Origin of the sequence: Enterobacter sp. NFIX59, assembly GCF_900113755.1 — a bacterium.
Classification (GTDB): Bacteria; Pseudomonadota; Gammaproteobacteria; order Enterobacterales; family Enterobacteriaceae; genus Enterobacter; species Enterobacter pseudoroggenkampii.
The window spans coordinates 1-23,589 of the sequence record NZ_FOQN01000006.1 but is presented as its reverse complement, the minus strand read 5'-3'; the positions used below and the strand labels follow the sequence as shown (position 1 = coordinate 23,589).

Here is a 23,589-nt window from a genome sequence, read left to right as displayed (position 1 = left end):
GCCGGACGATTACCAGGATTGGGTTGCTTTGAAGGAATCGAGGATAGCTTTCAGCTTGCCTTCGATTTCGTCGTTATAGCCACCGGTCTGGTTGATCTCTTGCATCAGCGGAGCGTGATCACGGTCGACGTAAGCCAGCAGAGCGGCTTCGAAGCTACCGATTTTCGCCAGTTCCACATCTTCGAGGTAACCGCGTTCAGCCGCGAACAGAACCAGGCCCTGCTGAGCAACAGACATTGGTGCATACTGTTTCTGCTTCAGCAGCTCGGTCACTTTCTGACCGTGGCTCAGCTGTTTACGGGTTGCTTCGTCCAGATCGGATGCGAACTGAGAGAACGCAGCCAGTTCACGATACTGTGCCAGTGCGGTACGGATACCACCGGACAGTTTCTTGATGATCTTGGTCTGAGCAGCACCACCAACACGGGATACGGAGATACCCGGGTTAACTGCCGGACGAATACCGGAGTTAAACAGGTTGGTTTCCAGGAAGATCTGACCATCGGTAATGGAGATTACGTTGGTCGGAACGAACGCAGAAACGTCACCCGCCTGGGTTTCAATGATCGGCAGCGCGGTCAGAGAGCCCGTTTTACCCTTCACTTCACCTTTGGTGAAGTTCTCGACGTATTCCGCGTTAACGCGGGAAGCACGCTCCAGCAGACGAGAGTGGAGGTAGAATACGTCGCCAGGGAACGCTTCACGTCCAGGTGGACGACGGAGCAGCAGGGAAACCTGACGATAAGCAACAGCCTGTTTAGACAGGTCATCGTATACGATCAGCGCATCTTCACCGCGGTCACGGAAGTATTCGCCCATTGCGCAACCGGCGTATGGCGCCAGGTATTGCAGTGCAGCAGATTCAGACGCAGTTGCTACCACAACGATGGTGTTAGACAGTGCGCCGTGCTCTTCCAGTTTACGAACCACGTTAGAAATGGTGGACGCTTTCTGGCCGATGGCCACGTACACGCATTTGATGCCGGAGTCACGCTGGTTGATGATGGCGTCGATAGCCATCGCGGTTTTACCGGTCTGACGGTCACCGATGATCAGTTCACGCTGACCACGACCGATTGGAATCATGGCATCAACGGACTTATAACCTGTCTGAACAGGCTGATCTACGGACTGACGGTCGATAACGCCTGGTGCGATAACTTCGATTGGGGAGAAGCCATCGTGCTCAACCGGACCTTTACCGTCGATTGGCGCACCCAGGGTGTTAACAACGCGACCCAGCAGGCCACGGCCAACCGGTACTTCCAGAATACGGCCAGTACACTTAACCTTCATGCCTTCGGCGAGGTCAGCGTATGGACCCATCACAACTGCACCTACGGAGTCGCGCTCCAGGTTCAGTGCGATAGCGTAACGGTTACCCGGCAGGGAAATCATCTCACCCTGCATACAATCGGCCAGGCCGTGGATGCGGATAACACCGTCACTTACAGAAACAATAGTACCTTCGTTGTGAGCTTCACTCACAACACTGAACTGAGCAATGCGCTGCTTGATCAGTTCGCTGATTTCGGTGGAATTCAGTTGCATGCTCCAGTCCCCTTAAGACTGCAAGACGTCTGCAAGGCGTTCAAGACGGCCGCGTACGCTGCCATCAATGACCATATCACCCGAGCGGATGATTACGCCTGCCATTACAGACTTATCGATTTTGCAATTCAGCTTAACTTTGCGTGACAGACGTTTTTCCATCGCGGCGGTGATTTTCGCAAGCTGTTCGTTACTCAGTTCAGTCGCAGAAGTCACTTCAACTTCAGCGGTTGCTTCACTAAGGGCACGTAAGTGCTCAAACTGCTCGAGAACATCCGGGAGCACACGGAGACGACCATTTTCTGCCATCACCTTAATCAGGTTCTGGCCGTTGGCATCCAGTTGCTCTCCGCACACGGCGATAAACGACGCGGCGAGGGTTTCAGGTGCTAACGCACCGGAAAGCAACTCGGCCATTTGTTCGTTTTTCGTCACCTCAGCGGCAAACGCCAGCATATTCTGCCAGCGATCGACATTTTGGTGTTCGATAGCAAAGTCAAAAGCTGCTTTGGCGTAGGGGCGAGCTACCGTAACAAATTCAGACATCAGCCCCTCCCTCCTTACAGTTCAGCGACAAGTTTGTCCACGATGTCGCTGTTAGCAGCTTCATCCACGGAACGTTCGATGATCTTCTCGGCGCCAGCAACAGCCAGAATCGCAACCTGCTTACGCAGTTCTTCACGAGCACGTTTACGCTCAGCATCAATTTCTGCCTGAGCCTGTGTCACGATCTTAGTACGTTCCTGTTCTGCTTCAGCTTTGGCTTCGTCCAGGATCTGCGAACGGCGTTTGTTAGCCTGTTCGATGATTACCTGAGCTTCCGCTTTCGCTTTTTTCAGCTGGTCTGTCGCGTTGGCCTGTGCAAGGTCCAAATCTTTCTTAGCGCGTTCTGCAGAAGCCAGACCGTCAGCAATTTCTTTCTGACGTTTTTCGATGGCAGCCATTAAAGGCGGCCATACATACTTCATGCAGAACCAGACAAAGAGAATAAACGCGATGGCCTGGCCGAGGATTGTTGCGTTCATGTTCACAGCACAATACCTCTTTAATTTCTGTGGCTTAGGGTTTTAAAACTACTACTACGCGACAGCAAACATCACGTACAGACCCAGACCTACAGCGATCATTGGGATAGCATCCACCAGACCCATAACGATAAAGAACTGAGTACGCAGCAGAGGAATCAGATCAGGTTGACGCGCTGCGCCTTCCAGGAATTTGCCCCCGAGGATGCCGATACCGATCGCAGCACCGATAGCCGCCAGACCCATCATCACAGCGGCAGCCATGTACAGCAGATCCATATTCAGGTTTTCCATGACAGTCTCCAGTTTGTTTCAATTAAAACGTAGTAGTGTTGGTAAAAAATCAGTGCTCTTCAGACGCCATCGACAGATAGACGATCGTCAGAACCATGAAGATAAAGGCTTGCAGCGTAATGATCAGGATGTGGAAAATGGCCCACGGCACATTCAGAACCCACTGTGACCACCACGGCAGAAGACCCGCGATCAGAATGAAAATCAGCTCACCCGCATACATGTTGCCGAACAGTCGCAGACCCAGTGAAACAGGTTTGGACAGCAGGCTAACGCCTTCCAGGATCAGGTTGACCGGAATAAACGCCCAGTGGTTGAACGGCTGCAAGGTAAGCTCTTTCACGAAGCCGCTTACGCCTTTCATTTTGATGCTGTAGAAAAGAATCAGGATAAACACGCCCAGCGCCATCGACAGGGTGATGTTCACGTCCGCAGACGGTACAACACGCAGTGCAGGCAGGCCGAAGATGTGCTCGCCGATAAACGGCAGCAGATCGATTGGCAGCAGGTCCATCAGGTTCATCAGGAAGACCCAAACGAACACGGTCAGCGCCAGCGGAGCAATCAGCTTGCTCTTGCCATGGTACATGTCTTTGACGCTGCCATGGACGAAGCCGATGATCATTTCGATGAAGGTCTGGAATTTCCCTGGTACACCGCTGGTCGCTCGTTTAGCAACACCGCGGAACATGGCCAGGAACAGAAGACCCAAAACCACCGAGAAGAGCATGGAGTCGATGTTGATCGTCCAGAAGGTGGCCGGGGGGTTATGTGGATCCACCAGCGAGAATGTACGCAGGTCCAGCTGAAGGTTATTCAGATGGTGACCTATGTAATCCTGCGGCGTCATATTTTCTGAAGCCATGATGCCTTTTACCCTTTGTTATTGATTACAGCTGGAGCCAGAACTTGTACCACCAGCACCAAAACCCACGTTGCTATCAGCGGCATGAAGACCACTTTCAAAACCGCCAGCGCCATCACCAGTAGAGCAAAGGTCAGCAACACCTTACACACTTCGCCGAGGGCGAAGGACCAGGCCACGCGGCCTTTGGCGGGTGTATGCGCCTGATGACGCCAGGCAAAAATCATAAACAACACGTTTGGCAGCACAACCGCCAAACCCCCGCACACGGCGGAGATGCCCCAGAAGGGGTCTTTGAGGCTAAACAGCAGTCCACTTGCTATCACAGCCAGAAACTGAACGAACAGAAGCTTACGAGCAACGTTTCTACTCAAGAGCGACACAGACATCACGTTTTTACTCCTGCTCCCTTCGAGGTATGCCGCGTGTCGTATAAAACGTCCTTTAAGGCTCAGAGTCAAGCATCAAAAAGCGGTCAAATTATACGGTGCGCACCCGTGATTTCAAACATTAAGTAGCGAAAAGGTGAATAAATGTTTAAATATTTTTCCCCACCGCTATTTTTTAACTTTCGCTGAAAGCGTCAACCTTCGACCAAAACTGCAAACAGCGCGAAAACGTTGTCGATAAAGCGTGCACGAGATCACAAAACACACATTTGCGATAAGGTTGTATTTATCAAAGGCGCAAATCACGAAAATTTATCTTTATGAAATTAAACACAAAATGTCGCAACTATTTTCAAAACAGCCCAGTACACAATAAAAACCTTTTATTGACATTCTTAATAAATAATTAACATTACGTTCTGGTTACTGCCTTCCACTTTTAGCAGACTTATATTTTCACAGATGACTATCTTCTCGGTGAATAATAGGCGCTACGTTAACCGGAAGAAAAACCTTAGTGAAGCAGAGGTTAAAAGCTCCCCGATAAAACCCTGGTAGTTGTGCTGTTTTTTAACATGATAAGAACAGCACGAATTCCACATTTTTTATTAATTTTTTAAAAATTGTTTGGCTTAATTATCACCAGATGACGTTCACCTTCGAGCTGAGGAATCTGTAATTTCTCAATAGACTCGACAGCAAAACCGTCTGGAAGCTGTTCAATCTCATCGCCTGGCAACTGCCCTTTCAGCGCATAAAAGCGGCCGTTCTCCGCAGGCAAGTGCTTACACCAGCTCACCATGTCATTGAGCGAAGCAAACGCGCGGCTGATAACCCCGTCAAACGGCGGCTCTGCCGGGAATTCCTCTACCCTGCTCTGCACGGGCGTGATGTTCTCAAGCTTCAGCTCATGCTGTACCTGACGTAAAAAGCGCACGCGCTTGCCAAGGCTGTCCAGCAGCGTGAAATGGCTCTCAGGGCGAACAATCGACAGCGGAACGCCCGGTAAACCTGGACCCGTACCCACGTCGATGAAACGCTCACCTTTCAGCCAGGGGGCAACCACGATGCTATCGAGTATATGGCGAACGAGCATCTCGTTGGGGTCGCGAACAGACGTCAGGTTGTACGCTTTGTTCCATTTGTTCAGCATATCGACATAGGCCACCAGCTGATTTTTCTGGTGATCGGTGAGCGAAATACCTGCCTGATCCAGCAGACGAGAGAGTTTGTTGAGCACGGTGAATACCTGTTTAGAGATTTTTCGCCCGGTGGCGCTGCCGCTTACCGGGCCTACGAATAAGTAGGGCGGGTAAGCGAAGCGCCACCCGCCAAAAGCAATGTCAATTACGCGCTGCGGCGCAACATACCTTGCTTTTTCAGCCAGACCAGCAGGATCGAAATCGCCGCAGGGGTAACTCCCGAGATGCGGGACGCCTGACCGATCGACACCGGTTTGTGATCGTTCAGCTTGGCGATCACTTCGTTAGAAAGACCCGTCACCTGGCGGTAGTCCAGCATTTCCGGCAGCAGCGTGTTTTCGTTACGCTGCTGTTTTTCGATCTCATCCTGCTGACGCGCGATGTAACCTTCGTACTTCACCTGGATCTCAACCTGCTCTGCCGCTTCAGCGTCTTCCAGGCCCGGCGCGAACGCGGTCAGTTTGACCAGGTTCTCGTAGGTGACTTCAGGACGGCGCAGCAGATCTTCCCCGCTGGCCTCGCGCGACAGCGGCGCTGTTAAGTGAGCGTTTACTTCGGCAGCAGTTTCCGCCTGCGGATTCACCCAGGTGGTTTTCAGGCGCTGACGTTCCTGTTCAATGCGTTCCAGCTTCTCGTTGAAGCGCGCCCAGCGTTCGTCATCGACCAGACCGAGTTCACGGCCCATTTCGGTCAGACGCAGGTCGGCGTTATCTTCACGCAGCATCAGGCGATATTCCGCGCGAGAGGTAAACATACGGTACGGTTCTTTGGTACCCAGCGTGCAGAGATCGTCAACCAGCACGCCCAGATACGCCTGAGAACGGCCTGGTGCCCAGCCCTCTTTCTCAGCAGAGAAGCGCGCGGCGTTCAGACCGGCAAGCAGACCCTGTGCAGCCGCTTCTTCATAGCCGGTGGTGCCGTTAATCTGACCCGCGAAGAACAGACCGTGGATGAATTTGCTTTCCAGGGTTGGCTTCAGGTCACGCGGATCGAAGAAATCGTACTCAATAGCGTAGCCAGGGCGAACGATTTTCGCATTCTCCATCCCCTGCATTGAGCGAACAATTTGCATCTGCACATCAAACGGCAGGCTGGTGGAGATGCCGTTCGGGTAAATTTCGTTCGAGGTCAGCCCTTCCGGCTCCAGGAAGATCTGGTGCTGGTTACGATCGGCAAAGCGCATCACTTTGTCTTCGATCGACGGACAGTAGCGTGGACCGATCCCTTCGATCACGCCAGCATACATGGGGCTACGATCGAGGTTATTGCGGATCACGTCATGGGTTTTCTCGTTGGTATGCGTGATGTAGCACGGTACCTGCTGCGGATGCTGTGCCGCATTACCCATGAACGAGAAGACCGGCATTGGGTTATCACCGTGCTGTTGCGCCAGCACGCTGAAATCAATGGTACGCGCATCAATACGCGGCGGCGTGCCTGTTTTCAGGCGGCTAACGCGCAGTGGCAGTTCGCGCAGACGACGAGACAGTGGAATAGACGGCGGATCGCCGGCACGGCCACCGCTGTAGTTATCCAGACCGATATGAATTTTACCGTCCAGGAATGTGCCCACGGTCAGCACCACGGCTTTCGCGCGGAATTTGAGGCCCATCTGGGTCACGGCACCCACGACGCGATCGTTCTCAACGATAAGATCTTCAACCGCCTGCTGGAAGATCATCAGGTTCGGCTGGTTCTCCAGGGCGGTACGCACCGCCTGACGGTAAAGTACGCGGTCTGCCTGAGCACGGGTCGCACGGACAGCGGGGCCTTTACTCGCGTTTAGTATCCTAAACTGGATGCCAGCCTGATCGATCGCTTTCGCCATCAGGCCGCCAAGTGCATCCACTTCTTTTACCAGGTGTCCTTTCCCAATGCCGCCAATCGCCGGATTACAGGACATTTGTCCCAGCGTGTCGATATTGTGTGTCAAAAGCAGGGTCTGCTGACCCATTCGCGCTGCGGCCATTGCGGCCTCAGTGCCTGCGTGACCCCCGCCAATGATGATGACGTCAAAAGGATCCTGATAAAACATGGTGGTCTGCCTCGCGTAAAGCGGTATGAAAATGGATTGAAGCCCGGGCCGTGGATTCTACTCAACTTTAGTCTTTCGAGAAAGCATTGGGATCCTGGGCTATTAAAAAGAAGATCTTTTTATTTAGAGATCTGTTCTATTGTGATCTCTTATTAGGATCGCGAACCTGTGTGGATAAGTCCGATCTCATAAAGAAGATCATGCAGTTAGAAAGGATCGTTTGCTGTGAATGATCGGTGATCCTGGACCGTATAAGCTGGGATCAGATCGCGACTTTATGCACAGGCCAAAAACGACGCTACGGTTGTTCTTTGGATAACTACGGGTTAATACGAGCTTTTAACCAGAGTTATCCACATCTGTTCGCGCGATCTTTAATCGTTTTTGAGTAAATTTTTCCATTCCGCGAGCCAGATCTCGGCTGGATCCTCCGGAATGTCATGATCGAGGATGTTGATCTTGAGCGTTTCACCCAGCTGTTTTGCTCCGCAGGAGGTGACAGCGGCTTCGACTTTCTCTATTGCCCCGCAAAAGGTGTCATATTCGCGACTGCCGATCCCCACTGCGCCAAAACGGACGTCTGACAGGTCGGGTTGCTGTTCCAGCAGTTCGTCATATAAAGGTTGCAGGTTATCCGGCAGATCGCCCGCGCCGTGCGTGGAGGTGATCAGCAGCCAGACCCCGTCAGTCGGGAGATCTTCCAGCAACGGGCCGTGCAGGGTTTCCGTGGAAAAGCCCGCCTCTTCCAGCTTTTCAGCCAGATGTTCCGCTACGTATTCCGCACCACCAAGGGTGCTGCCGCTGATAAGGGTAATGTCCGCCATTGATCGCTCGCCTGGATAAAGAGACGGCCATTGTACGCTGTGAACGAGCTGGGATCTACCTGTGGAAAATGTGGGAATGAATTTGCCCGATCACGGGCGGATGGTACGCATGATCGGGTTTTGCAGGGAGATCAAGGTCTCGGTGGACTGAATTTCATCGATTGTTTGGATCTTGTTGATAAGTACCTGCTGAAGGGCGTCGATGGATCGGCACATGACTTTAATAAAGATGCTGTAGTGCCCGGTGGTGTAATACGCCTCGGTGACTTCATCCAGTGCGTTTAGTCTCGCCAGGGCGGAAGGATAGTCTTTGGCGCTTTTAAGAATGATGCCAATGAAGCAGCAGACGTCGTAACCCAGATGTTTAGGACTGACGTCAATGCGTGCGCCGGTAATGATCCCCGCCTGCTTCATTTTCTCTACGCGAACGTGAATGGTTCCCGGGCTGACGCCAAACTGTTTCGCCAGTTCGGCGTAGGCGGTACGGGCATTGGCCATTAACGCCTCCAGAATGCCGCGGTCGAGATTGTCGATCTGATAATTTTCCATAGCTTTTTCTTATGAAGATTAATGATTCACTCTATTCTAGCGTTTAATTTTATCGAATCAAAAGTGAAGGTGGCTTTTTGTTGATGAGTTATTGAATGTGATGCCATTTCTGTTGCTTAATCAATATCAACAGGACGCAGGAGTATAAATAATGAAAACCGCTTACATCGCAAAACAACGCCAGATCAGTTTCGTTAAATCCCATTTTTCCCGCCAGCTGGAAGATAAACTTGGGCTAATTGAAGTCCAGGCGCCGATTCTGAGCCGCGTGGGTGACGGGACCCAGGATAACTTGTCTGGATGCGAAAAAGCGGTACAGGTGAAAGTGAAAACACTGCCAGACGCCCAGTTCGAAGTGGTTCATTCACTGGCGAAGTGGAAGCGTCAAACCCTGGGACAACACGACTTCAGCGCGGGCGAGGGGCTCTACACGCACATGAAAGCCCTTCGCCCCGATGAAGACCGCCTCACCCCAATTCACTCTGTCTATGTTGACCAGTGGGACTGGGAGCGCGTAATGGGTGACGGCGAGCGCCACGTCGGCACGCTGAAATCCACCGTTGAGGCGATCTACGCCGGGATCAAAGCGACCGAAGCGGCCGTGAGCAAAGAGTTTGGTCTGGCACCGTTCCTGCCGGATACGATCCACTTTGTGCACAGCCAGGAATTGCTGGCCCGCTTCCCGGATCTGGATGCCAAAGGCCGTGAACGTGCGATTGCTAAAGAGCTGGGCGCGGTATTTCTGATTGGGATCGGAGGCAAACTGTCTGATGGCAAACGCCACGACGTTCGCGCGCCGGATTATGATGACTGGAGCACTGCGGGTGAGGGCGAGTTTGCCGGGCTGAACGGCGATATTCTGGTCTGGAACCCGGTACTGGAAGACGCATTCGAGCTTTCTTCTATGGGGATCCGCGTGGATGCTGACGCGCTGAAGCGCCAACTGGCGGTCACCGGAGATGAAGATCGTCTCAAGCTCGAGTGGCACCAGGCGCTGCTGAGCGGTGAAATGCCGCAGACGATTGGCGGCGGTATCGGCCAGTCCCGTCTGACCATGCTGTTGCTGCAATTACCCCATATCGGTCAGGTTCAGTGTGGCGTCTGGCCGCAGCAGGTACGTGAAAGCGTCGGCTCTCTTCTGTAATTAACGCTGCCAGCGTCTGAGCAGGCGGCTACGCAGCCCGGTATCAAAGCGCCAGATATGATCGAAGATGCGCATGATGCCGGGTTTTCCATGGGCGGACATCGCCACCGCATGAAAACGGTGCTGATGCACCCGCTGTAACTCCTTCACCTTATTCACCACGTCATCCGGCAGCCGCTGGGCAATAAAATCGGAAATCACCACCGCGTCGGCGTCGTACCAGTCGCCGCCCTGCATACGCTCCACAATGCTGCGAAAGCAGCTGGCCAGATCCGTGCCGCCGCGAAAACGCTGGCTCAGGAAGCGGATTGCCTGCTCGATCCCCTGCTGGTTCGTCAGCTCATAGCCCACGACTTCGCTGGAGAACAGCATGATGAAGCAGCGACGGCGATCGGCGAGCGCCACGCGCATCAGCGCCAGACAAAAAGCTTTTGCACACTGCTCGTTAAACCCGCCCATCGATCCGGACGTATCCACGCAAACGATGAAGGGCCCGCGCGGCTGTTCATCAAAATCCTGATGAACGACCGGCCGCTGGCTGATTTTCTCGCGCCAGGCTTCGCCGTGCAGCCGGTAGGTGAGAAGCTGTTTTTCCACCAGCCGACGGTAAAACTCATACTCCAGCTCGGTCATCCCCAGCGTGCTCAGCTCCGTGGGCAGCAGACGCAAAATATCATCGCTCTGCTGGAGCCCGTCGACCTGCTCCGGTACGGTGGCCGGTTCACGCACCAGGGTGCGGAAGGTTTCCATCGGGGCGTCTTTCTTTGGAACCGACTTTGCCTCTCTTGAGCGTCCCAGCTGTTCTGCAAGCTTCATCAGCTCGGGCTGCTGCGTCAGAAAATCGCCGTACTTGACGATCAGCTGATAGTCCCCGCGCCTGAGCTGGCCTGCGCTCATATCCCAGAGACGCCCAGCGGCGTTTTCATTCTCCACCAGCACTTGTTCTAATTGGCCGCTCAGGGTCATTCGTTCCTGAACTTCACTAAGCAGCTGTTCGCGCTCTTCATCCAGCAGCTGCTGGTTTAGCGTCGTGGCCTGCACCACCAGGCTGAGGCGCCAGCGCTGTAAGAAGAGGGTGTGCAGCGCCGGGGTAAAAGTGGCGTTATCCGTGACCAGCGCCCGCGCCTGGCTGGCAAACGGGGAGTGGACCTTGTCGAGCAACGTCAAGGTTTGCGGAAGATGGACGATAAACTGCGGCGTGGAGAGCCGCTGGCACTGCTGATAGCAGGCCACCTCTTCCGTTAACTCAGGCGGAACTTCGGTCTCCCTGAACCGCTGACGCAAATTTTCGCGCCAGCGCGGAAGATCGTCCGTCATCGCCTTTTTGAGCTTCGGAAATTTTTCAAAGAAGGCTGCCAGCTGCGGTGACGCCAGAAGTGTTATGACCACCTCTTCGATCAACCCCTCCTCGCTGACGGCCAGCATAACGTTAAGCGTATCCAGGGTTAGCATTGACGCGCCTGTTTGATCTGCGCGCTGACGTCCTGCAGGCTGGCTTCAATGCGGCCTAACCAGTCGCTATGAATAAAGAGGCATTTTTGCTGCTCGCTAAAGCGGGTATGCTGCTGGTGCCATTCCGTATCCAGCGCTTCCAGCTGCTGCTTAATCTCTTCCGGTACGCTGTCCGAGGCGGTGCCCGGCAGCGCCAGACGCGAGCCCTGCAGGCTGACGTCGCGGATCACCAGATGCTGGCTGCTGTCCACTTCCATATTCAGCGGCTGCGCGAAGCCGATGCCGTTGAGCTTGCCGCGGATCTCTCCCCCCTTATCCAGCCACTGCGCCAGCGCCTCGCGCTCAATCGTAATGTGTACCACATGCATATCATGCAGTTTGAGCGGCTGCTGGAGCAGCAGCGTGAGCGTTGCGCCGGTCAGATCGGCAGGAAGCTCATAGTGCGGCTTGCGGGCAAACATGCCTCCAAGGCGATTCACTTTCAGCGCGGTTTTATCACTTTGCTGCTGCTGGAGCTGGATGCGCCGCTGGGCAATCGCCCCCAGCTGGTTGAGCATCGCCTGCTGCCCCCAGGCGTGTCCGGTCATCAAAACGTCAAGCTGCTGCTGCATCAAATTCATGCCTTCCGCGTCGTGCCAGAGGCAATCTTTCAGCAGGATCAGATCGATGGGGGCAACGGCATCGCGGCCGCTAAACAGGGCGCTGGCCTGCAGGAGGCGGATCGCTTTTTTCCAGCGACGATCGGAGACATAGGGTGCCGAAGGGAGGAGATCAAGCTGCTGACGCAGCAGATAGATCAGCTCGAATACGGCATCAGGCAGTTTGATTTTGCTGATATCCTGCTGCCACTGGTAATACTCCTCATCCGTCACCTGCAGCGAAGCGGATACCGGATTTTCACTCTCATCCTGCTGGCTCACCAGCATGGAGCGGAAGTTTGATTTGTCCTGCACTTTGTCCAGCCACAGGCGGATGAGCATACGGTCATACAGCGCTTCCAGACTGCTGTCGGCCTCGGGCAGTTCGTTAGAGGCGGCCACCAGCAGGCGCATCGGGATTTTCTCTTCACTGGCGCCGTTGCGGAACCGACGTTCGTTTATCGCCGTGAGCAGGGTGTTAAGAATGGCCGGTCCCGCTTTCCAGATCTCATCGAGAAAGACAATCTCAGCCTCAGGCAGATACCCCGCCGTCAAACGCTCATAGCGCCCTTCATCTTTCAGCGCCTGAATAGAGAGGGGGCCAAACACTTCTTCCGGGGTGGAAAACCGGGTCATGAGATATTCGAAGGCGCGGGCATTCTGAAAAGCAAATTTTAGCCTGCGGGCAATCAGGCTTTTGGCAATGCCCGGCGGTCCCAGCAAAAACACGCTTTCACCGCTCAGCGCCGCCAGTAAACAGAGGCGAATGGCGTGGCTACGCTCGAAAAGGCCTTTCTCCAGCGCGCTGCTGAGGCGGGAAATTCTTTCTGCTAATAAATGTGAGTGAGCCATAATAGTTTTGCATCCTTTCGCCGTCGTGGCGGCCAATTGAAGCGAGTATAGACGTTTCAGTCAGGGCTGGTAATAGACTGAAGTGCGGCGCAATTTTCTTTGCGCTACATTAATGCGGTTGCATTTAGGGGTACGATTTTGCAATGAATCGTGCATACTGTGCGCTTTTTGTGGGCCAAGGGACCAGGAACACATTTGTTATTTAAACGAAAAGACTAGTCTATGAGCACTGATAATAAGCAATCATTACCCGCAATAACGCTTGCGGCGATCGGGGTTGTCTACGGTGATATCGGCACCAGCCCGCTATATACGCTTCGTGAATGTCTGTCCGGCCAGTTTGGCTTTGGTGTTGAACGCGATGCCGTGTTTGGCTTCCTGTCCCTCATTTTCTGGCTGCTGATCCTGGTGGTTTCCGTTAAGTATCTCTCCTTCGTTATGCGTGCTGATAACGCAGGTGAAGGCGGGATCCTGACCCTGATGTCTCTTGCCGGGCGCAATACCTCGGCCAGAATGACCTCAGTGCTGGTCATTATCGGCCTGATTGGGGGCAGTTTCTTCTACGGAGAAGTGGTTATCACGCCCGCTATTTCGGTCCTCTCGGCTATAGAGGGGCTGGAGATTATCGCTCCACAACTCGATTCATGGGTGGTTCCGCTGGCCATTATTGTCCTGACGCTGCTGTTCATGATCCAGAAGCACGGTACCGGGCTGGTGGGCAAACTGTTTGCACCAATTATGCTGGCCTGGTTCCTGATCCTGGCGGCGCTTGGTTTGCGCAGCATTATTGCGAACCCGGAAGTGCTGCAGGCGCTGAACCCCTACTGGGCCGTGCATTTCTTCCTCGAATACAAAGTGGTTTCCTTTGTGGCGCTGGGTGCCGTAGTGCTCTCCATCACCGGTGTGGAAGCGCTGTATGCTGACATGGGTCACTTCGGGAAACTGCCTATCCGCGTGGCATGGTTTATTGTGGTGCTCCCGTCGCTGGGGCTGAACTACTTTGGTCAGGGGGCGCTGCTGCTTAAAAACCCGGAAGCGATCAAGAACCCGTTTTTCCTGCTGGCGCCTGACTGGGCGCTGGTACCGATGCTGATCCTGGCGACGCTGGCGACCGTCATTGCCTCTCAGGCTGTGATTTCCGGCGTGTTTTCTCTGACGCGTCAGGCCGTGCGTCTGGGTTATCTGTCACCGATGCGCATCATCCATACCTCAGAGATGGAGTCGGGTCAGATCTACATCCCGTTCATTAACTGGCTGCTCTATTTCGCAGTGGTCATTGTTATCGTCAGCTTCGAGCACTCCAGTAACCTGGCGGCGGCGTACGGTATTGCGGTAACCGGTACGATGGTGCTGACATCGCTTCTCTCCACCACGGTGGCCTACCGAAACTGGCACTGGAATAAATTCCTCGTGGCGATGATTCTGGTGGGCTTCCTGTGCATCGACGTGCCGCTGTTCTCTGCGAACCTCGACAAGATTGTCTCCGGTGGCTGGCTGCCGCTGACGCTGGGTCTGGTTATGTTCATTGTCATGACCACCTGGAAAAGCGAGCGTTTCCGCCTGCTGCGCCGCATGCATGAGCACGGGAACTCTCTGGAGGCGATGATCGCTTCTCTGGAGAAATCTCCGCCGGTCCGCGTTCCAGGTACCGCGGTATACATGTCTCGCGCGCTGAATGTTATTCCGTTCGCGCTGATGCATAACCTCAAGCACAACAAAGTGCTGCACGAGCGCGTGATCCTGCTGACGCTGCGCACCGAAGATGCGCCGTATGTTCATAACGTCCGCCGCGTGCAGATTGAGCAGCTGTCGCCGACCTTCTGGCGCGTGGTGGCAAGCTACGGCTGGCGTGAAACGCCAAACGTGGAAGAGGTGTTCCACCGCTGCGGCCTGGAAGGGCTGAGCTGTCGGATGATGGAAACGTCGTTCTTTATGTCGCACGAGTCGCTGATTATCGGCAAGCGCCCGTGGTATCTGCGCCTGCGCGGCAAGCTATACCTCATCCTGCAGCGTAACGCCCTGCGTGCGCCTGACCAGTTTGAGATCCCGCCTAACCGCGTGATTGAGCTGGGTACGCAGGTCGAGATTTAAGTCTTTGTGCGGCCTGATGCCCTCACCCCGCCCCTCTCCCACAGGGAGAAGGCGCAAACATAAAAAACGGTAACCAGGGGGTTACCGTTTTGCATTTACCTCCACGCCATTTCACTTAGCGAAACGTTTCGACGTCGATCACAAATCTGTTACGTCATGATGGTTTTCTGAACATTTCTGGGGCTACACTACTTTTAGCGAAACGTTTCGCTAGTGGAGCAAGAAAATGAAGAAAGGCACTGTACTCAACTCAGAAATCTCATCGGTTATTTCCCGTCTTGGGCATACCGATACGCTGGTGGTTTGCGATGCAGGCTTACCGGTTCCGCGCAGCACAACCCGTATCGATATGGCGTTAACGCAGGGCGTACCTTCGTTTATGCAGGTACTGGACGTGGTGACCGCGGAGATGCAGGTTGAGGCGGTCATTCTCGCGGCGGAAATCAAACAACATAATCCGCAACTCCACGAAACGTTGCTCAGCCACCTTGAGCAGCTGCAACAACACCAGGGAAATACCATAGAAATTCGTTACACAACGCACGAACAATTCAAACAACAAACCGCAGACAGTCAGGCGGTGATTCGCAGCGGGGAGTGTTCCCCGTATGCGAATATCATTCTCTGTGCTGGCGTCACCTTCTGAGGCCATCATGGACGCATTACTGCAACTCAAAGGGATCGATAAGTCGTTCCCGGGCGTAAAAGCCCTCTCCGGCGCGGCGCTGAACGTCTACCCCGGGCGCGTCATGGCGCTGGTGGGCGAAAACGGCGCCGGCAAATCCACCATGATGAAAGTGCTGACCGGTATCTATCAACGCGATGCCGGCTCACTCCTTTGGTTGGGTAAAGAGACTACCTTCACTGGCCCGAAATCCTCTCAGGAAGCGGGCATAGGTATTATTCACCAGGAGCTGAACCTCATCCCGCAGCTCACCATTGCGGAAAACATCTTCCTCGGCCGCGAGTTTGTTAACCGGTTCGGCAAAATAGACTGGAAAACCATGTATGCCGAAGCGGATAAGCTGCTGGCGAAGCTGAACCTGCGCTTTAAGAGCGACCGCCTGGTGGGCGATCTCTCCATTGGCGATCAGCAGATGGTGGAAATCGCGAAGGTGCTGAGCTTTGAGTCGAAGGTCATCATTATGGATGAACCGACCGACGCCCTGACCGATACCGAAACCGAATCCCTGTTCCGCGTTATCCGCGAGCTGAAATCGCAGGGGCGCGGGATTGTCTATATCTCTCACCGTATGAAAGAGATCTTCGAAATCTGCGATGACGTCACCGTTTTCCGCGACGGGCAGTTTATTGCCGAGCGCGAAGTGGCGACGCTGACCGAAGATACGCTCATCGAAATGATGGTGGGACGTAAGCTGGAAGATCAGTATCCGCATCTGGATAAAGCGCCGGGTGAGATCCGCCTGAAGGTGGACAACCTCTGCGGTCCGGGTGTGAACGACGTGACCTTTACCCTGCGCCAGGGCGAGATCCTGGGCGTGGCGGGCCTGATGGGTGCCGGACGTACCGAGCTGATGAAAGTGTTGTACGGCGCACTGCCGCGCACCAGCGGTTATGTCACCCTTGACGGTCATGAAGTGGTCACCCGCTCTCCGCAGGATGGTCTGGCGAACGGCATCGTCTATATCTCCGAAGACCGCAAACGCGACGGCCTGGTGCTGGGGATGTCGGTAAAAGAGAACATGTCCCTCACCGCGCTGCGCTATTTCAGCCACAGCGGCGGCAGCCTGAAGCATAAAGACGAGCAGCAGGCGGTGAGCGATTTTATCCGCCTCTTTAACGTCAAAACCCCGTCGATGGAGCAGGCGATTGGCCTGTTGTCCGGCGGGAATCAGCAGAAAGTGGCGATTGCGCGCGGGCTGATGACGCGCCCGAAAGTGTTGATCCTCGACGAGCCAACCCGCGGCGTAGACGTGGGCGCGAAGAAAGAGATCTATCAGCTGATTAACCAGTTTAAGGCCGACGGTCTGAGCATCATTCTGGTCTCTTCCGAGATGCCAGAAGTATTAGGCATGAGCGATCGCATTATCGTCATGCATGAAGGGCATCTCGGCGGTGAATTCACTCGCGAGCAGGCCACCCAGGAAGTTCTGATGGCTGCCGCTGTGGGCAAGCTTAATCGCGTGAATCAGGAGTAAGAAGATGACTACCCAGGCTGTTTCTGGTCGCCGCTATTTCACAAAGGCATGGCTGATGGAACAAAAATCGCTGATTGCCCTGCTGGTGCTGATCGCGATTGTGTCGACCATGAGCCCGAATTTCTTCACCGTTAATAACCTGTTCAATATTCTGCAGCAGACCTCGGTGAACGCCATTATGGCGGTCGGCATGACGCTGGTGATTCTGACCTCAGGTATCGATCTGTCCGTCGGTTCCCTGCTGGCGCTCACCGGCGCGATCGCCGCTTCGATTGTCGGCATTGAAGTCAACGCGCTGGTGGCCGTGGCCGCTGCCCTGGCGGCAGGTGCGGCGATAGGCGCCGTCACCGGCGTGATTGTGGCAAAAGGCCGCGTTCAGGCGTTCATCGCCACGCTGGTGATGATGCTGCTGCTGCGCGGGGTGACCATGGTTTATACCAACGGCAGCCCGGTCAATACCGGCTTTACCGATAACGCCGATCTGTTTGGCTGGTTCGGTATCGGTCGCCCGCTGGGTGTCCCGACCCCGGTATGGATCATGGCTATCGTCTTCCTGGCGGCGTGGTACATGCTGCATCACACTCGTCTGGGCCGTTATATCTATGCGCTGGGCGGTAACGAAGCGGCAACGCGCCTGTCCGGTATCAGCGTTAATAAAGTCAAAATTATCGTTTACTCCCTGTGCGGTCTGCTGGCGTCACTGGCAGGCATTATCGAAGTGGCGCGCCTCTCCTCCGCGCAGCCAACGGCGGGTACGGGGTATGAGCTGGATGCCATTGCGGCAGTGGTTCTGGGCGGTACGAGTCTTGCGGGCGGTAAAGGTCGCATTGTTGGGACATTGATCGGCGCACTGATCCTCGGTTTCCTGAATAATGGTTTGAATTTGTTAGGTGTTTCCTCCTATTACCAGATGATCGTTAAGGCAGTGGTGATTTTGCTGGCGGTACTGGTAGACAACAAAAAACAGTAACTGACGACACTACAGGACATCTTAGATATGAACATGAAAAAACTGGCTACCCTGGTTTCTGCTGTCGCGCTGAGCGCAACCGTAAGTGCTAACGCCATGGCGAAAGACACCATCGCGCTGGTTGTCTCTACCCTGAACAACCCGTTCTTCGTCTCTCTGAAGGATGGCGCGCAGAAAGAAGCGGACAAACTGGGCTACAACCTGGTGGTTCTGGATTCACAGAACAACCCGGCGAAAGAGCTGGCTAACGTTCAGGACTTAACCGTTCGCGGCACCAAAATTCTGCTGATCAACCCAACCGATTCTGATGCCGTAGGCAACGCCGTGAAGATGGCAAACCAGGCGAAGATCCCGGTAATCACCCTGGACCGTCAGGCAACCAAAGGCGAAGTGGTGAGCCATATTGCGTCTGATAACGTGCTGGGCGGCAAAATCGCCGGTGATTACATCGCGAAGAAAGCCGGCGAAGGCGCGAAAGTCATCGAACTGCAGGGGATTGCCGGTACGTCTGCCGCCCGCGAGCGTGGCGAAGGCTTCCAGCAGGCGGTTGCAGCGCATAAATTCAACGTACTGGCGAGCCAGCCGGCAGACTTCGACCGTACTAAGGGTCTGAACGTTATGCAGAACCTGCTGACCGCGCACCCTGACGTGCAGGCGGTATTCGCGCAGAACGACGAAATGGCGCTGGGCGCGCTGCGTGCCCTGCAGACCGCTGGTAAATCTGATGTGATGGTTGTCGGATTTGACGGCACGCCGGATGGTGAAAAAGCAGTAAACGATGGCAAACTGGCTGCGACCATCGCTCAACTGCCTGAGCAGATTGGCGCCACTGGCGTTGAAACTGCCGACAAAGTGCTGAAGGGCGAAAAAGTTCAGGCCAAATACCCGGTTGACCTGAAGCTGGTCATCAAGCAGTAAAGGCGAATCAGGCCGTCACGACGGCCTGAGGGACACCAATAAAGAAAAGTGTGGCATACGCCACCGGGTAACACCGGTGGCGCTCTCTGATGGACAATCCAACCATGAAAACCGCAGGTAACCTCGTCGTCCTTGGCAGTATCAATGCCGATCACATTCTTAACCTTGAATCGTTCCCGACACCGGGCGAAACCGTCACGGGTAACCAGTATCAGGTGGCATTTGGCGGTAAAGGTGCAAACCAGGCCGTTGCTGCCGGTCGCAGCGGGGCAAATATTGCGTTTATCGCCTGCACGGGTGATGACGATACCGGTGAGCGCGTACGCAAGCAGCTGGCGAGCGACAATATCGATATCGCACCGGTCAGCGTTGTTGCAGGGGAATCTACCGGCGTGGCGCTGATTTTCGTCAACGCAGAAGGTGAGAATGTCATCGGTATTCATGCTGGCGCTAACGCGGCGCTGACGACGGAACGCGTAGAAGCGCAACGTGCACTCATCGGCGGAGCGGAAGCCCTGCTGATGCAGCTGGAGTCGCCGGTTGAAAGCGTGCTGGCCGCCGCCAAAATTGCGCATGAAAATCATACCACTGTCGTACTTAATCCGGCCCCTGCCCGTGTATTATCTGACGAGCTGCTGGCGCTGGTGGACATCATCACGCCGAACGAAACCGAAGCCGAAAAGCTGACGGGTATTCGCGTTGAAAACGATGATGATGCCGCGCGAGCCGCGCGTGCGCTGCACGACAAAGGCATCGGAACAGTGATCATCACCCTGGGTAGCCGTGGGGTGTGGGCAAGCGTCAATGGCGAAGGCCGTCGCGTGCCGGGCTTTAAGGTGAAGGCGATTGATACCATTGCAGCGGGAGACACCTTCAATGGTGCACTTGTGACCGCGCTGCTGGAAGGTATGAGAATGGATGACGCTATCCGCTTCGCACACGCTGCCGCAGCGATTGCGGTGACGCGCAAGGGCGCCCAGCCTTCCGTTCCGTGGCGTAAAGAGATCGATGAATTCTTAAGTCAGCAGGGGTAACGCTTGGCCACAATGAAAGATGTCGCCCGCATGGCGGGCGTTTCTACCTCGACGGTCTCTCACGTTATAAACAACGATCGCTTCGTCAGCGAGGCGATTCGGGAGAAAGTCGAAGCGGCGGTAAAAGATCTCAACTATGCGCCGTCTGCGCTGGCGCGCAGCCTTAAGCTCAACCAGACGCGCACCATCGGTATGCTGATCACCGCGAGTACCAACCCCTTTTATTCAGAACTGGTTCGCGGCGTGGAGCGCAGCTGCTTCGAGCGTGGCTACAGCCTGGTGCTGTGCAATACCGAAGGTGACGAGCAGCGCATGAATCGTAACCTGGAAACGCTGATGCAAAAACGCGTCGACGGGCTACTGCTGCTTTGTACCGAAACGCACCAGCCGTCGAAAGAGATCATCCAGCGCTATCCTTCGATTCCCACAGTGATGATGGACTGGGCGCCGTTCGACGGTACCAGCGACCTTATTCAGGATAACTCCCTGCTGGGGGGCGATATGGCCACTCAGTATCTGATCGATAAAGGCTATACCCGCATCGCCTGTATTACCGGCCCGCTGGACAAAACCCCGGCGCGTTTGCGTCTGGAAGGGTATCTCGCCGCAATGGCGCGGGCAGGACTTTCAGTGCCGGAAGGTTACCGAATTACTGGTGATTTTGAGTTTCACGGTGGTTTTGAAGCGATGCAAACACTGCTGGCGCAGCCGCAGCGTCCGCAGGCTGTTTTTATCGGCAACGATGCCATGGCGTTTGGCGCCTATCAGGCGTTATATCAGGCCGGTTTGCGTGTTCCCCACGATATGGCGGTAATCGGCTACGATGATATCGAGCTGGCCAGCTATATGACGCCGCCGCTCACCACCATTCATCAGCCAAAAGATGAGCTGGGCGAGCTGGCCATCGATGTGTTGATCCATCGAATGGCTCAGCCCACGCTGCAGCAGCAACGCCTGCAGCTTACTCCTGTTCTGATGGAACGGGGTTCGGTTTAGCTTTCGCCTTATGGCGTTCTTTAATCAGGTTACGGCCATCTTTCGGTTTTAACAGCATAAAGACCAGCGCTGAAACGACGGTGAGTGCGCCCATGGTGATAAAGGTATAGTGGAACTGCTCGACGGTGTTTGCGCTGTCGAAACCTTCATAAAACCGCAGTACCGCCGCGCTCACGGCCACACCCAGACTGATGGACAACTGCTGTGTTACCGCCAGCACGCTGTTGCCGCTGCTGGCGTTTTCGTCGGTCAAATCCGCAAGGGTGATGGTGTTCATTGACGTGAACTGCGTCGACATCGCCATGCCCAGTACAAATAGCGGCAGGATCAGCATCCAGACGGGTAACGCGGCGGACTGCAGCGAGAACTGCGCAATCATCAGGCCGATAAAGACCGTCACGCCAACCAGCGTCTTACGATAGCCAAACCAGCGTAGCACCTGCGTCACGGTCGATTTTGCCAGAATCGAGCCCATTGCGGTGGGCGCCATCATGCAGCCGGCAATCAGGGCCGGGTAGCCGAAACCCACCTGCAGCATCAGTGGCATCAGGAACGGTACGCAGCCCGTCCCCAGACGCGAGGCAATGTTTCCCGCGATCCCGACGGAAAAGGTTCGGGTGTTGAAGAGCCCAAGAGAGATTAACGGCGTCGGATGACGGCGCGCGTGACGTATATAAAGAAGGAACAGCAGCACGCCGGCGAGGATAACGGAGAGCGCCATCCACGTCGCGACGATTTTCTCGCCAACCAGCTCCATCCCGCTGGAGAAGAGTACCAGGCTCAGGCCAAACAGGAAAAAGCCACCCATGTCGAAGCTGCGTCTTGGCGTGGTGAAGTTCGGCATATATTTGCGGGCATACAGCAGCCCCGCAACGCCAATCGGAATATTAATCAGGAAGATCCAGTGCCAGCTTGCCCAGGTGACAAACACGCCACCGAGTACCGGGCCAAGTATCGGGCCGACCAGTCCCGGCATGGTGACGAAGTTGAGCACGGGAAGCAGTTCGCTTCGAGGGTAGGCTCGTAATAAAGCAAGGCGCGCCACGGGCATCATCATCGCGCCGCCAATGCCCTGTAATACGCGGAAGATAACCAGTTCCGTTAAGGACGAGGAGAGCGCACAGGCCAGCGAACCGAGCGTAAAGAGCGTTACGGCCAGCATGAAAACTCTACGGGTACCGAAGCGGTCGGCCAGCCAGCCGCTAACCGGAATTAACATTGCAACCGTCAGGGTGTAGCTGATGATGGCGGACTGCATCGCCAGCGGGGAGCGGTTAAGGCTTTGCGCAATAGCGGGAAGCGCGGTGTTGAGGATGGTGGCATCCAGTGCCTGCATAAAAAACGCCATGGCTGCAATCCACGGCAATCCGGCCATGCTGCGCGCTTTTTTCTTTGTCATTTATTTACCTGCTGGTGGGTTGGCGCAGCCAGTAATGCCTGGCACGCACTCAGGGCTCGCTGCCCGTCGCTTTCCTGAATGGCATCCACTATCGCCTGATGCAATTCCAGTTTTACCACGTCGTTTTGTGTAATAGAGGTAAAGTAGGTGTGATACACCGAATGAAATAATGAGGCAAACGAGGTGAGGAACGGATTGGCGCTCATCATATAGATATGTTCATGCCAGGCCATATCGACCTCAACCCAGCGTTCGCGGTTGAAGTGTTTTTTCAGGAACACCATCTCTTCCATCAACGCGTTAAGCTGCGCTTTCTGCTCTGCTGTGCCAAGCATGGCGGCAAGCAGACATGCCTGAGGTTCAAGGCTGCTGCGCATCACCAGAAAGTGATCGACGACCTGATGAAAGTTGTCTTCCGTCATCCACCAGGAGAGCAGCTCCTGATCGAGAAAATTCCAGTTACTCTGTGGCATCACGCGTGTGCCAATACGAGGACGTGGAAGCACCATACCTTTTGCCGTCAGGGTTTTCACCGCTTCGCGCACTGCGGTACGGCTCACCCCAAACTGCTCACCCAGCTCCATTTCACCCGGCAGGATGCTGCCCGGGGCATATTTACCCGCTAAAATCCGCTGAGCCAGCTTTTCTGCCAGCACATACGACAGGTTTTTTTGGGCGGCCAGCTGTTGTGCGCTTAATGGCATCGCTTTTATTCCTTAAAGATTCATGCTGATAATTATGCCACCTCGAATGTGATTGTGGTTGCAGATACATCAAATAGAACAATTTGTAGCTTGATTTCACCTCTGTTGGTGAAAAAAAACGCGGATGGAAATTTTTTTTAAATTTCCTCTTGTCACCTCGGAATAACTCCCTATAATGCGCCTCCACTGACACGGAACAACGGCACACACGCCGCCGGGTCAGCAGAGAATAGCGAAAATAAACGCTTGACTCTGAAGCGGGAAAGCGTAATATGCACACCCCGCGCCGCAGCGAAAACGAAGCGGCACTGCTCTTTAACAATTTATCAGACAATCTGTGTGGGCACTCAAAGTGACATGGATTCTTAATGTCTTCGGACAATAAATGAATACCAAGTCTCTGAGTGAACATACGTAATTCATTACGAAGTTTAATTCACGAGCATCAAACTTAAATTGAAGAGTTTGATCATGGCTCAGATTGAACGCTGGCGGCAG

At 54.5% G+C, this 23,589-nt stretch carries 22 protein-coding genes; 8 read left to right on the top strand and 14 right to left on the bottom strand.

Going from position 1 to position 23,589, the window contains the following annotated elements; translation table 11 throughout:
• Positions 1 to 9: 9 nt before the first annotated feature.
• The 10 genes from atpA to asnC form a co-directional block, all read right to left on the bottom strand.
• Complete coding sequence (gene atpA, locus BM007_RS18460; protein WP_006808751.1) at positions 10 to 1,551, bottom strand: F0F1 ATP synthase subunit alpha; 1,542 nt, start codon at positions 1,549 to 1,551, stop codon at positions 10 to 12.
• Positions 1,552 to 1,563: 12 nt separating this feature from the next.
• Positions 1,564 to 2,097 (bottom strand): F0F1 ATP synthase subunit delta, encoded by a 534-nt coding sequence (gene atpH, locus BM007_RS18455; protein WP_028017763.1) that lies wholly within the window; start codon positions 2,095 to 2,097, stop codon positions 1,564 to 1,566.
• A 14-nt stretch (positions 2,098 to 2,111) separates the two neighbouring features.
• Positions 2,112 to 2,582: a F0F1 ATP synthase subunit B gene (gene atpF, locus BM007_RS18450; RefSeq protein ID WP_014072436.1), complete on the bottom strand. Its 471-nt coding sequence runs from the start codon at positions 2,580 to 2,582 to the stop codon at positions 2,112 to 2,114.
• Positions 2,583 to 2,630: 48 nt separating this feature from the next.
• Positions 2,631 to 2,870: a F0F1 ATP synthase subunit C gene (gene atpE / locus BM007_RS18445; protein WP_000429386.1), complete on the bottom strand. Its 240-nt coding sequence runs from the start codon at positions 2,868 to 2,870 to the stop codon at positions 2,631 to 2,633.
• A gap of 49 nt (positions 2,871 to 2,919) precedes the next feature.
• Positions 2,920 to 3,735 (bottom strand): F0F1 ATP synthase subunit A, encoded by an 816-nt coding sequence (gene atpB / locus BM007_RS18440; protein WP_090420272.1) that lies wholly within the window; start codon positions 3,733 to 3,735, stop codon positions 2,920 to 2,922.
• A gap of 8 nt (positions 3,736 to 3,743) precedes the next feature.
• On the bottom strand, positions 3,744 to 4,124 hold the full coding sequence (gene atpI, locus BM007_RS18435; protein ID WP_023333920.1) for a F0F1 ATP synthase subunit I: 381 nt from the start codon (positions 4,122 to 4,124) through the stop codon (positions 3,744 to 3,746).
• A 616-nt stretch (positions 4,125 to 4,740) separates the two neighbouring features.
• Complete coding sequence (gene rsmG / locus BM007_RS18430; RefSeq protein WP_024907888.1) at positions 4,741 to 5,364, bottom strand: 16S rRNA (guanine(527)-N(7))-methyltransferase RsmG; 624 nt, start codon at positions 5,362 to 5,364, stop codon at positions 4,741 to 4,743.
• A 107-nt stretch (positions 5,365 to 5,471) separates the two neighbouring features.
• Positions 5,472 to 7,361 carry a tRNA uridine-5-carboxymethylaminomethyl(34) synthesis enzyme MnmG gene (mnmG, locus tag BM007_RS18425; protein WP_023333918.1) on the bottom strand — a complete coding sequence of 630 codons (1,890 nt, stop codon included), beginning with the start codon at positions 7,359 to 7,361 and terminating at the stop codon, positions 5,472 to 5,474.
• Positions 7,362 to 7,735: 374 nt separating this feature from the next.
• Positions 7,736 to 8,185 (bottom strand): FMN-binding protein MioC, encoded by a 450-nt coding sequence (gene mioC / locus BM007_RS18420; RefSeq protein WP_048990822.1) that lies wholly within the window; start codon positions 8,183 to 8,185, stop codon positions 7,736 to 7,738.
• A 90-nt stretch (positions 8,186 to 8,275) separates the two neighbouring features.
• Positions 8,276 to 8,734: a transcriptional regulator AsnC gene (gene asnC, locus BM007_RS18415; protein ID WP_024907891.1), complete on the bottom strand. Its 459-nt coding sequence runs from the start codon at positions 8,732 to 8,734 to the stop codon at positions 8,276 to 8,278.
• A gap of 151 nt (positions 8,735 to 8,885) precedes the next feature.
• Between asnC and asnA the strand changes: the two genes are divergently transcribed.
• On the top strand, positions 8,886 to 9,878 hold the full coding sequence (gene asnA, locus BM007_RS18410; protein ID WP_090420269.1) for an aspartate--ammonia ligase: 993 nt from the start codon (positions 8,886 to 8,888) through the stop codon (positions 9,876 to 9,878).
• Here asnA and viaA read toward each other — a convergent pair whose 3' ends face one another.
• Positions 9,879 to 11,330, bottom strand: coding sequence for an ATPase RavA stimulator ViaA (gene viaA / locus BM007_RS18405; protein WP_024907893.1), 1,452 nt, complete (start codon positions 11,328 to 11,330; stop codon positions 9,879 to 9,881).
• Complete coding sequence (ravA, locus tag BM007_RS18400) at positions 11,324 to 12,820, bottom strand: ATPase RavA (RefSeq protein ID WP_090420267.1); 1,497 nt, start codon at positions 12,818 to 12,820, stop codon at positions 11,324 to 11,326. The genes viaA and ravA overlap by 7 nt, the downstream gene beginning before the upstream one ends.
• Positions 12,821 to 13,042: 222 nt before the next feature.
• Between ravA and kup the strand changes: the two genes are divergently transcribed.
• The 7 genes from kup to rbsR all read left to right on the top strand — a co-directional run bounded on the left by kup (position 13,043) and on the right by rbsR (position 20,988).
• Positions 13,043 to 14,911, top strand: coding sequence for a low affinity potassium transporter Kup (gene kup, locus BM007_RS18395; protein WP_090420264.1), 1,869 nt, complete (start codon positions 13,043 to 13,045; stop codon positions 14,909 to 14,911).
• 226 nt (positions 14,912 to 15,137) lie between these two features.
• A complete protein-coding gene (rbsD, locus tag BM007_RS18390; RefSeq protein WP_024907896.1) occupies positions 15,138 to 15,557 on the top strand; it encodes a D-ribose pyranase in 420 nt (139 codons plus the stop codon).
• Positions 15,558 to 15,564: 7 nt separating this feature from the next.
• Complete coding sequence (gene rbsA, locus BM007_RS18385) at positions 15,565 to 17,070, top strand: ribose ABC transporter ATP-binding protein RbsA (RefSeq protein WP_021242658.1); 1,506 nt, start codon at positions 15,565 to 15,567, stop codon at positions 17,068 to 17,070.
• A 4-nt stretch (positions 17,071 to 17,074) separates the two neighbouring features.
• Positions 17,075 to 18,040, top strand: a complete 966-nt coding sequence (gene rbsC / locus BM007_RS18380) for a ribose ABC transporter permease (RefSeq protein ID WP_006808742.1) — start codon at positions 17,075 to 17,077, stop codon at positions 18,038 to 18,040.
• Between the two features lie 27 nt (positions 18,041 to 18,067).
• Positions 18,068 to 18,958, top strand: coding sequence for a ribose ABC transporter substrate-binding protein RbsB (rbsB, locus tag BM007_RS18375; RefSeq protein WP_010426610.1), 891 nt, complete (start codon positions 18,068 to 18,070; stop codon positions 18,956 to 18,958).
• A gap of 104 nt (positions 18,959 to 19,062) precedes the next feature.
• The gene (rbsK, locus tag BM007_RS18370; protein WP_024907898.1) at positions 19,063 to 19,992 is read left to right on the top strand and encodes a ribokinase; all 930 of its coding nucleotides are present in this window, start codon (positions 19,063 to 19,065) and stop codon (positions 19,990 to 19,992) included.
• 3 nt (positions 19,993 to 19,995) lie between these two features.
• Complete coding sequence (gene rbsR, locus BM007_RS18365) at positions 19,996 to 20,988, top strand: ribose operon transcriptional repressor RbsR (RefSeq protein ID WP_075201549.1); 993 nt, start codon at positions 19,996 to 19,998, stop codon at positions 20,986 to 20,988.
• On the opposite strand, the gene mdtD is transcribed toward rbsR, so the two are convergent.
• Positions 20,954 to 22,387 carry a multidrug transporter subunit MdtD gene (mdtD, locus tag BM007_RS18360; protein ID WP_032648599.1) on the bottom strand — a complete coding sequence of 478 codons (1,434 nt, stop codon included), beginning with the start codon at positions 22,385 to 22,387 and terminating at the stop codon, positions 20,954 to 20,956. The two genes, rbsR and mdtD, sit on opposite strands and share 35 nt — an antisense overlap.
• Positions 22,384 to 23,091 (bottom strand): FadR/GntR family transcriptional regulator, encoded by a 708-nt coding sequence (locus BM007_RS18355; RefSeq protein WP_090420261.1) that lies wholly within the window; start codon positions 23,089 to 23,091, stop codon positions 22,384 to 22,386. Before BM007_RS18355 ends, mdtD begins: the two co-directional genes overlap by 4 nt.
• Positions 23,092 to 23,589: the final 498 nt, after the last annotated feature.

Excerpts from the sequence above, each read along its gene's own strand:
- atpA (WP_006808751.1), bottom strand. The coding sequence starts at position 1,551 with ATGCAACTGAATTCCACCGAAATCAGCGAACTGATCAAGCAGCGCATT.
- atpH (WP_028017763.1), bottom strand. The coding sequence starts at position 2,097 with ATGTCTGAATTTGTTACGGTAGCTCGCCCCTACGCCAAAGCAGCTTTT.
- atpE (WP_000429386.1), bottom strand. The coding sequence starts at position 2,870 with ATGGAAAACCTGAATATGGATCTGCTGTACATGGCTGCCGCTGTGATG.
- atpB (WP_090420272.1), bottom strand. The coding sequence starts at position 3,735 with ATGGCTTCAGAAAATATGACGCCGCAGGATTACATAGGTCACCATCTG.
- atpI (WP_023333920.1), bottom strand. The coding sequence starts at position 4,124 with ATGTCTGTGTCGCTCTTGAGTAGAAACGTTGCTCGTAAGCTTCTGTTC.
- mnmG (WP_023333918.1), bottom strand. The coding sequence starts at position 7,361 with ATGTTTTATCAGGATCCTTTTGACGTCATCATCATTGGCGGGGGTCAC.
- mioC (WP_048990822.1), bottom strand. The coding sequence starts at position 8,185 with ATGGCGGACATTACCCTTATCAGCGGCAGCACCCTTGGTGGTGCGGAA.
- asnC (WP_024907891.1), bottom strand. The coding sequence starts at position 8,734 with ATGGAAAATTATCAGATCGACAATCTCGACCGCGGCATTCTGGAGGCG.
- asnA (WP_090420269.1), top strand. The coding sequence starts at position 8,886 with ATGAAAACCGCTTACATCGCAAAACAACGCCAGATCAGTTTCGTTAAA.
- viaA (WP_024907893.1), bottom strand. The coding sequence starts at position 11,330 with ATGCTAACCCTGGATACGCTTAACGTTATGCTGGCCGTCAGCGAGGAG.
- ravA (WP_090420267.1), bottom strand. The coding sequence starts at position 12,820 with ATGGCTCACTCACATTTATTAGCAGAAAGAATTTCCCGCCTCAGCAGC.
- kup (WP_090420264.1), top strand. The coding sequence starts at position 13,043 with ATGAGCACTGATAATAAGCAATCATTACCCGCAATAACGCTTGCGGCG.
- rbsD (WP_024907896.1), top strand. The coding sequence starts at position 15,138 with ATGAAGAAAGGCACTGTACTCAACTCAGAAATCTCATCGGTTATTTCC.
- rbsA (WP_021242658.1), top strand. The coding sequence starts at position 15,565 with ATGGACGCATTACTGCAACTCAAAGGGATCGATAAGTCGTTCCCGGGC.
- rbsC (WP_006808742.1), top strand. The coding sequence starts at position 17,075 with ATGACTACCCAGGCTGTTTCTGGTCGCCGCTATTTCACAAAGGCATGG.
- rbsB (WP_010426610.1), top strand. The coding sequence starts at position 18,068 with ATGAACATGAAAAAACTGGCTACCCTGGTTTCTGCTGTCGCGCTGAGC.
- rbsK (WP_024907898.1), top strand. The coding sequence starts at position 19,063 with ATGAAAACCGCAGGTAACCTCGTCGTCCTTGGCAGTATCAATGCCGAT.
- mdtD (WP_032648599.1), bottom strand. The coding sequence starts at position 22,387 with ATGACAAAGAAAAAAGCGCGCAGCATGGCCGGATTGCCGTGGATTGCA.
- BM007_RS18355 (WP_090420261.1), bottom strand. The coding sequence starts at position 23,091 with ATGCCATTAAGCGCACAACAGCTGGCCGCCCAAAAAAACCTGTCGTAT.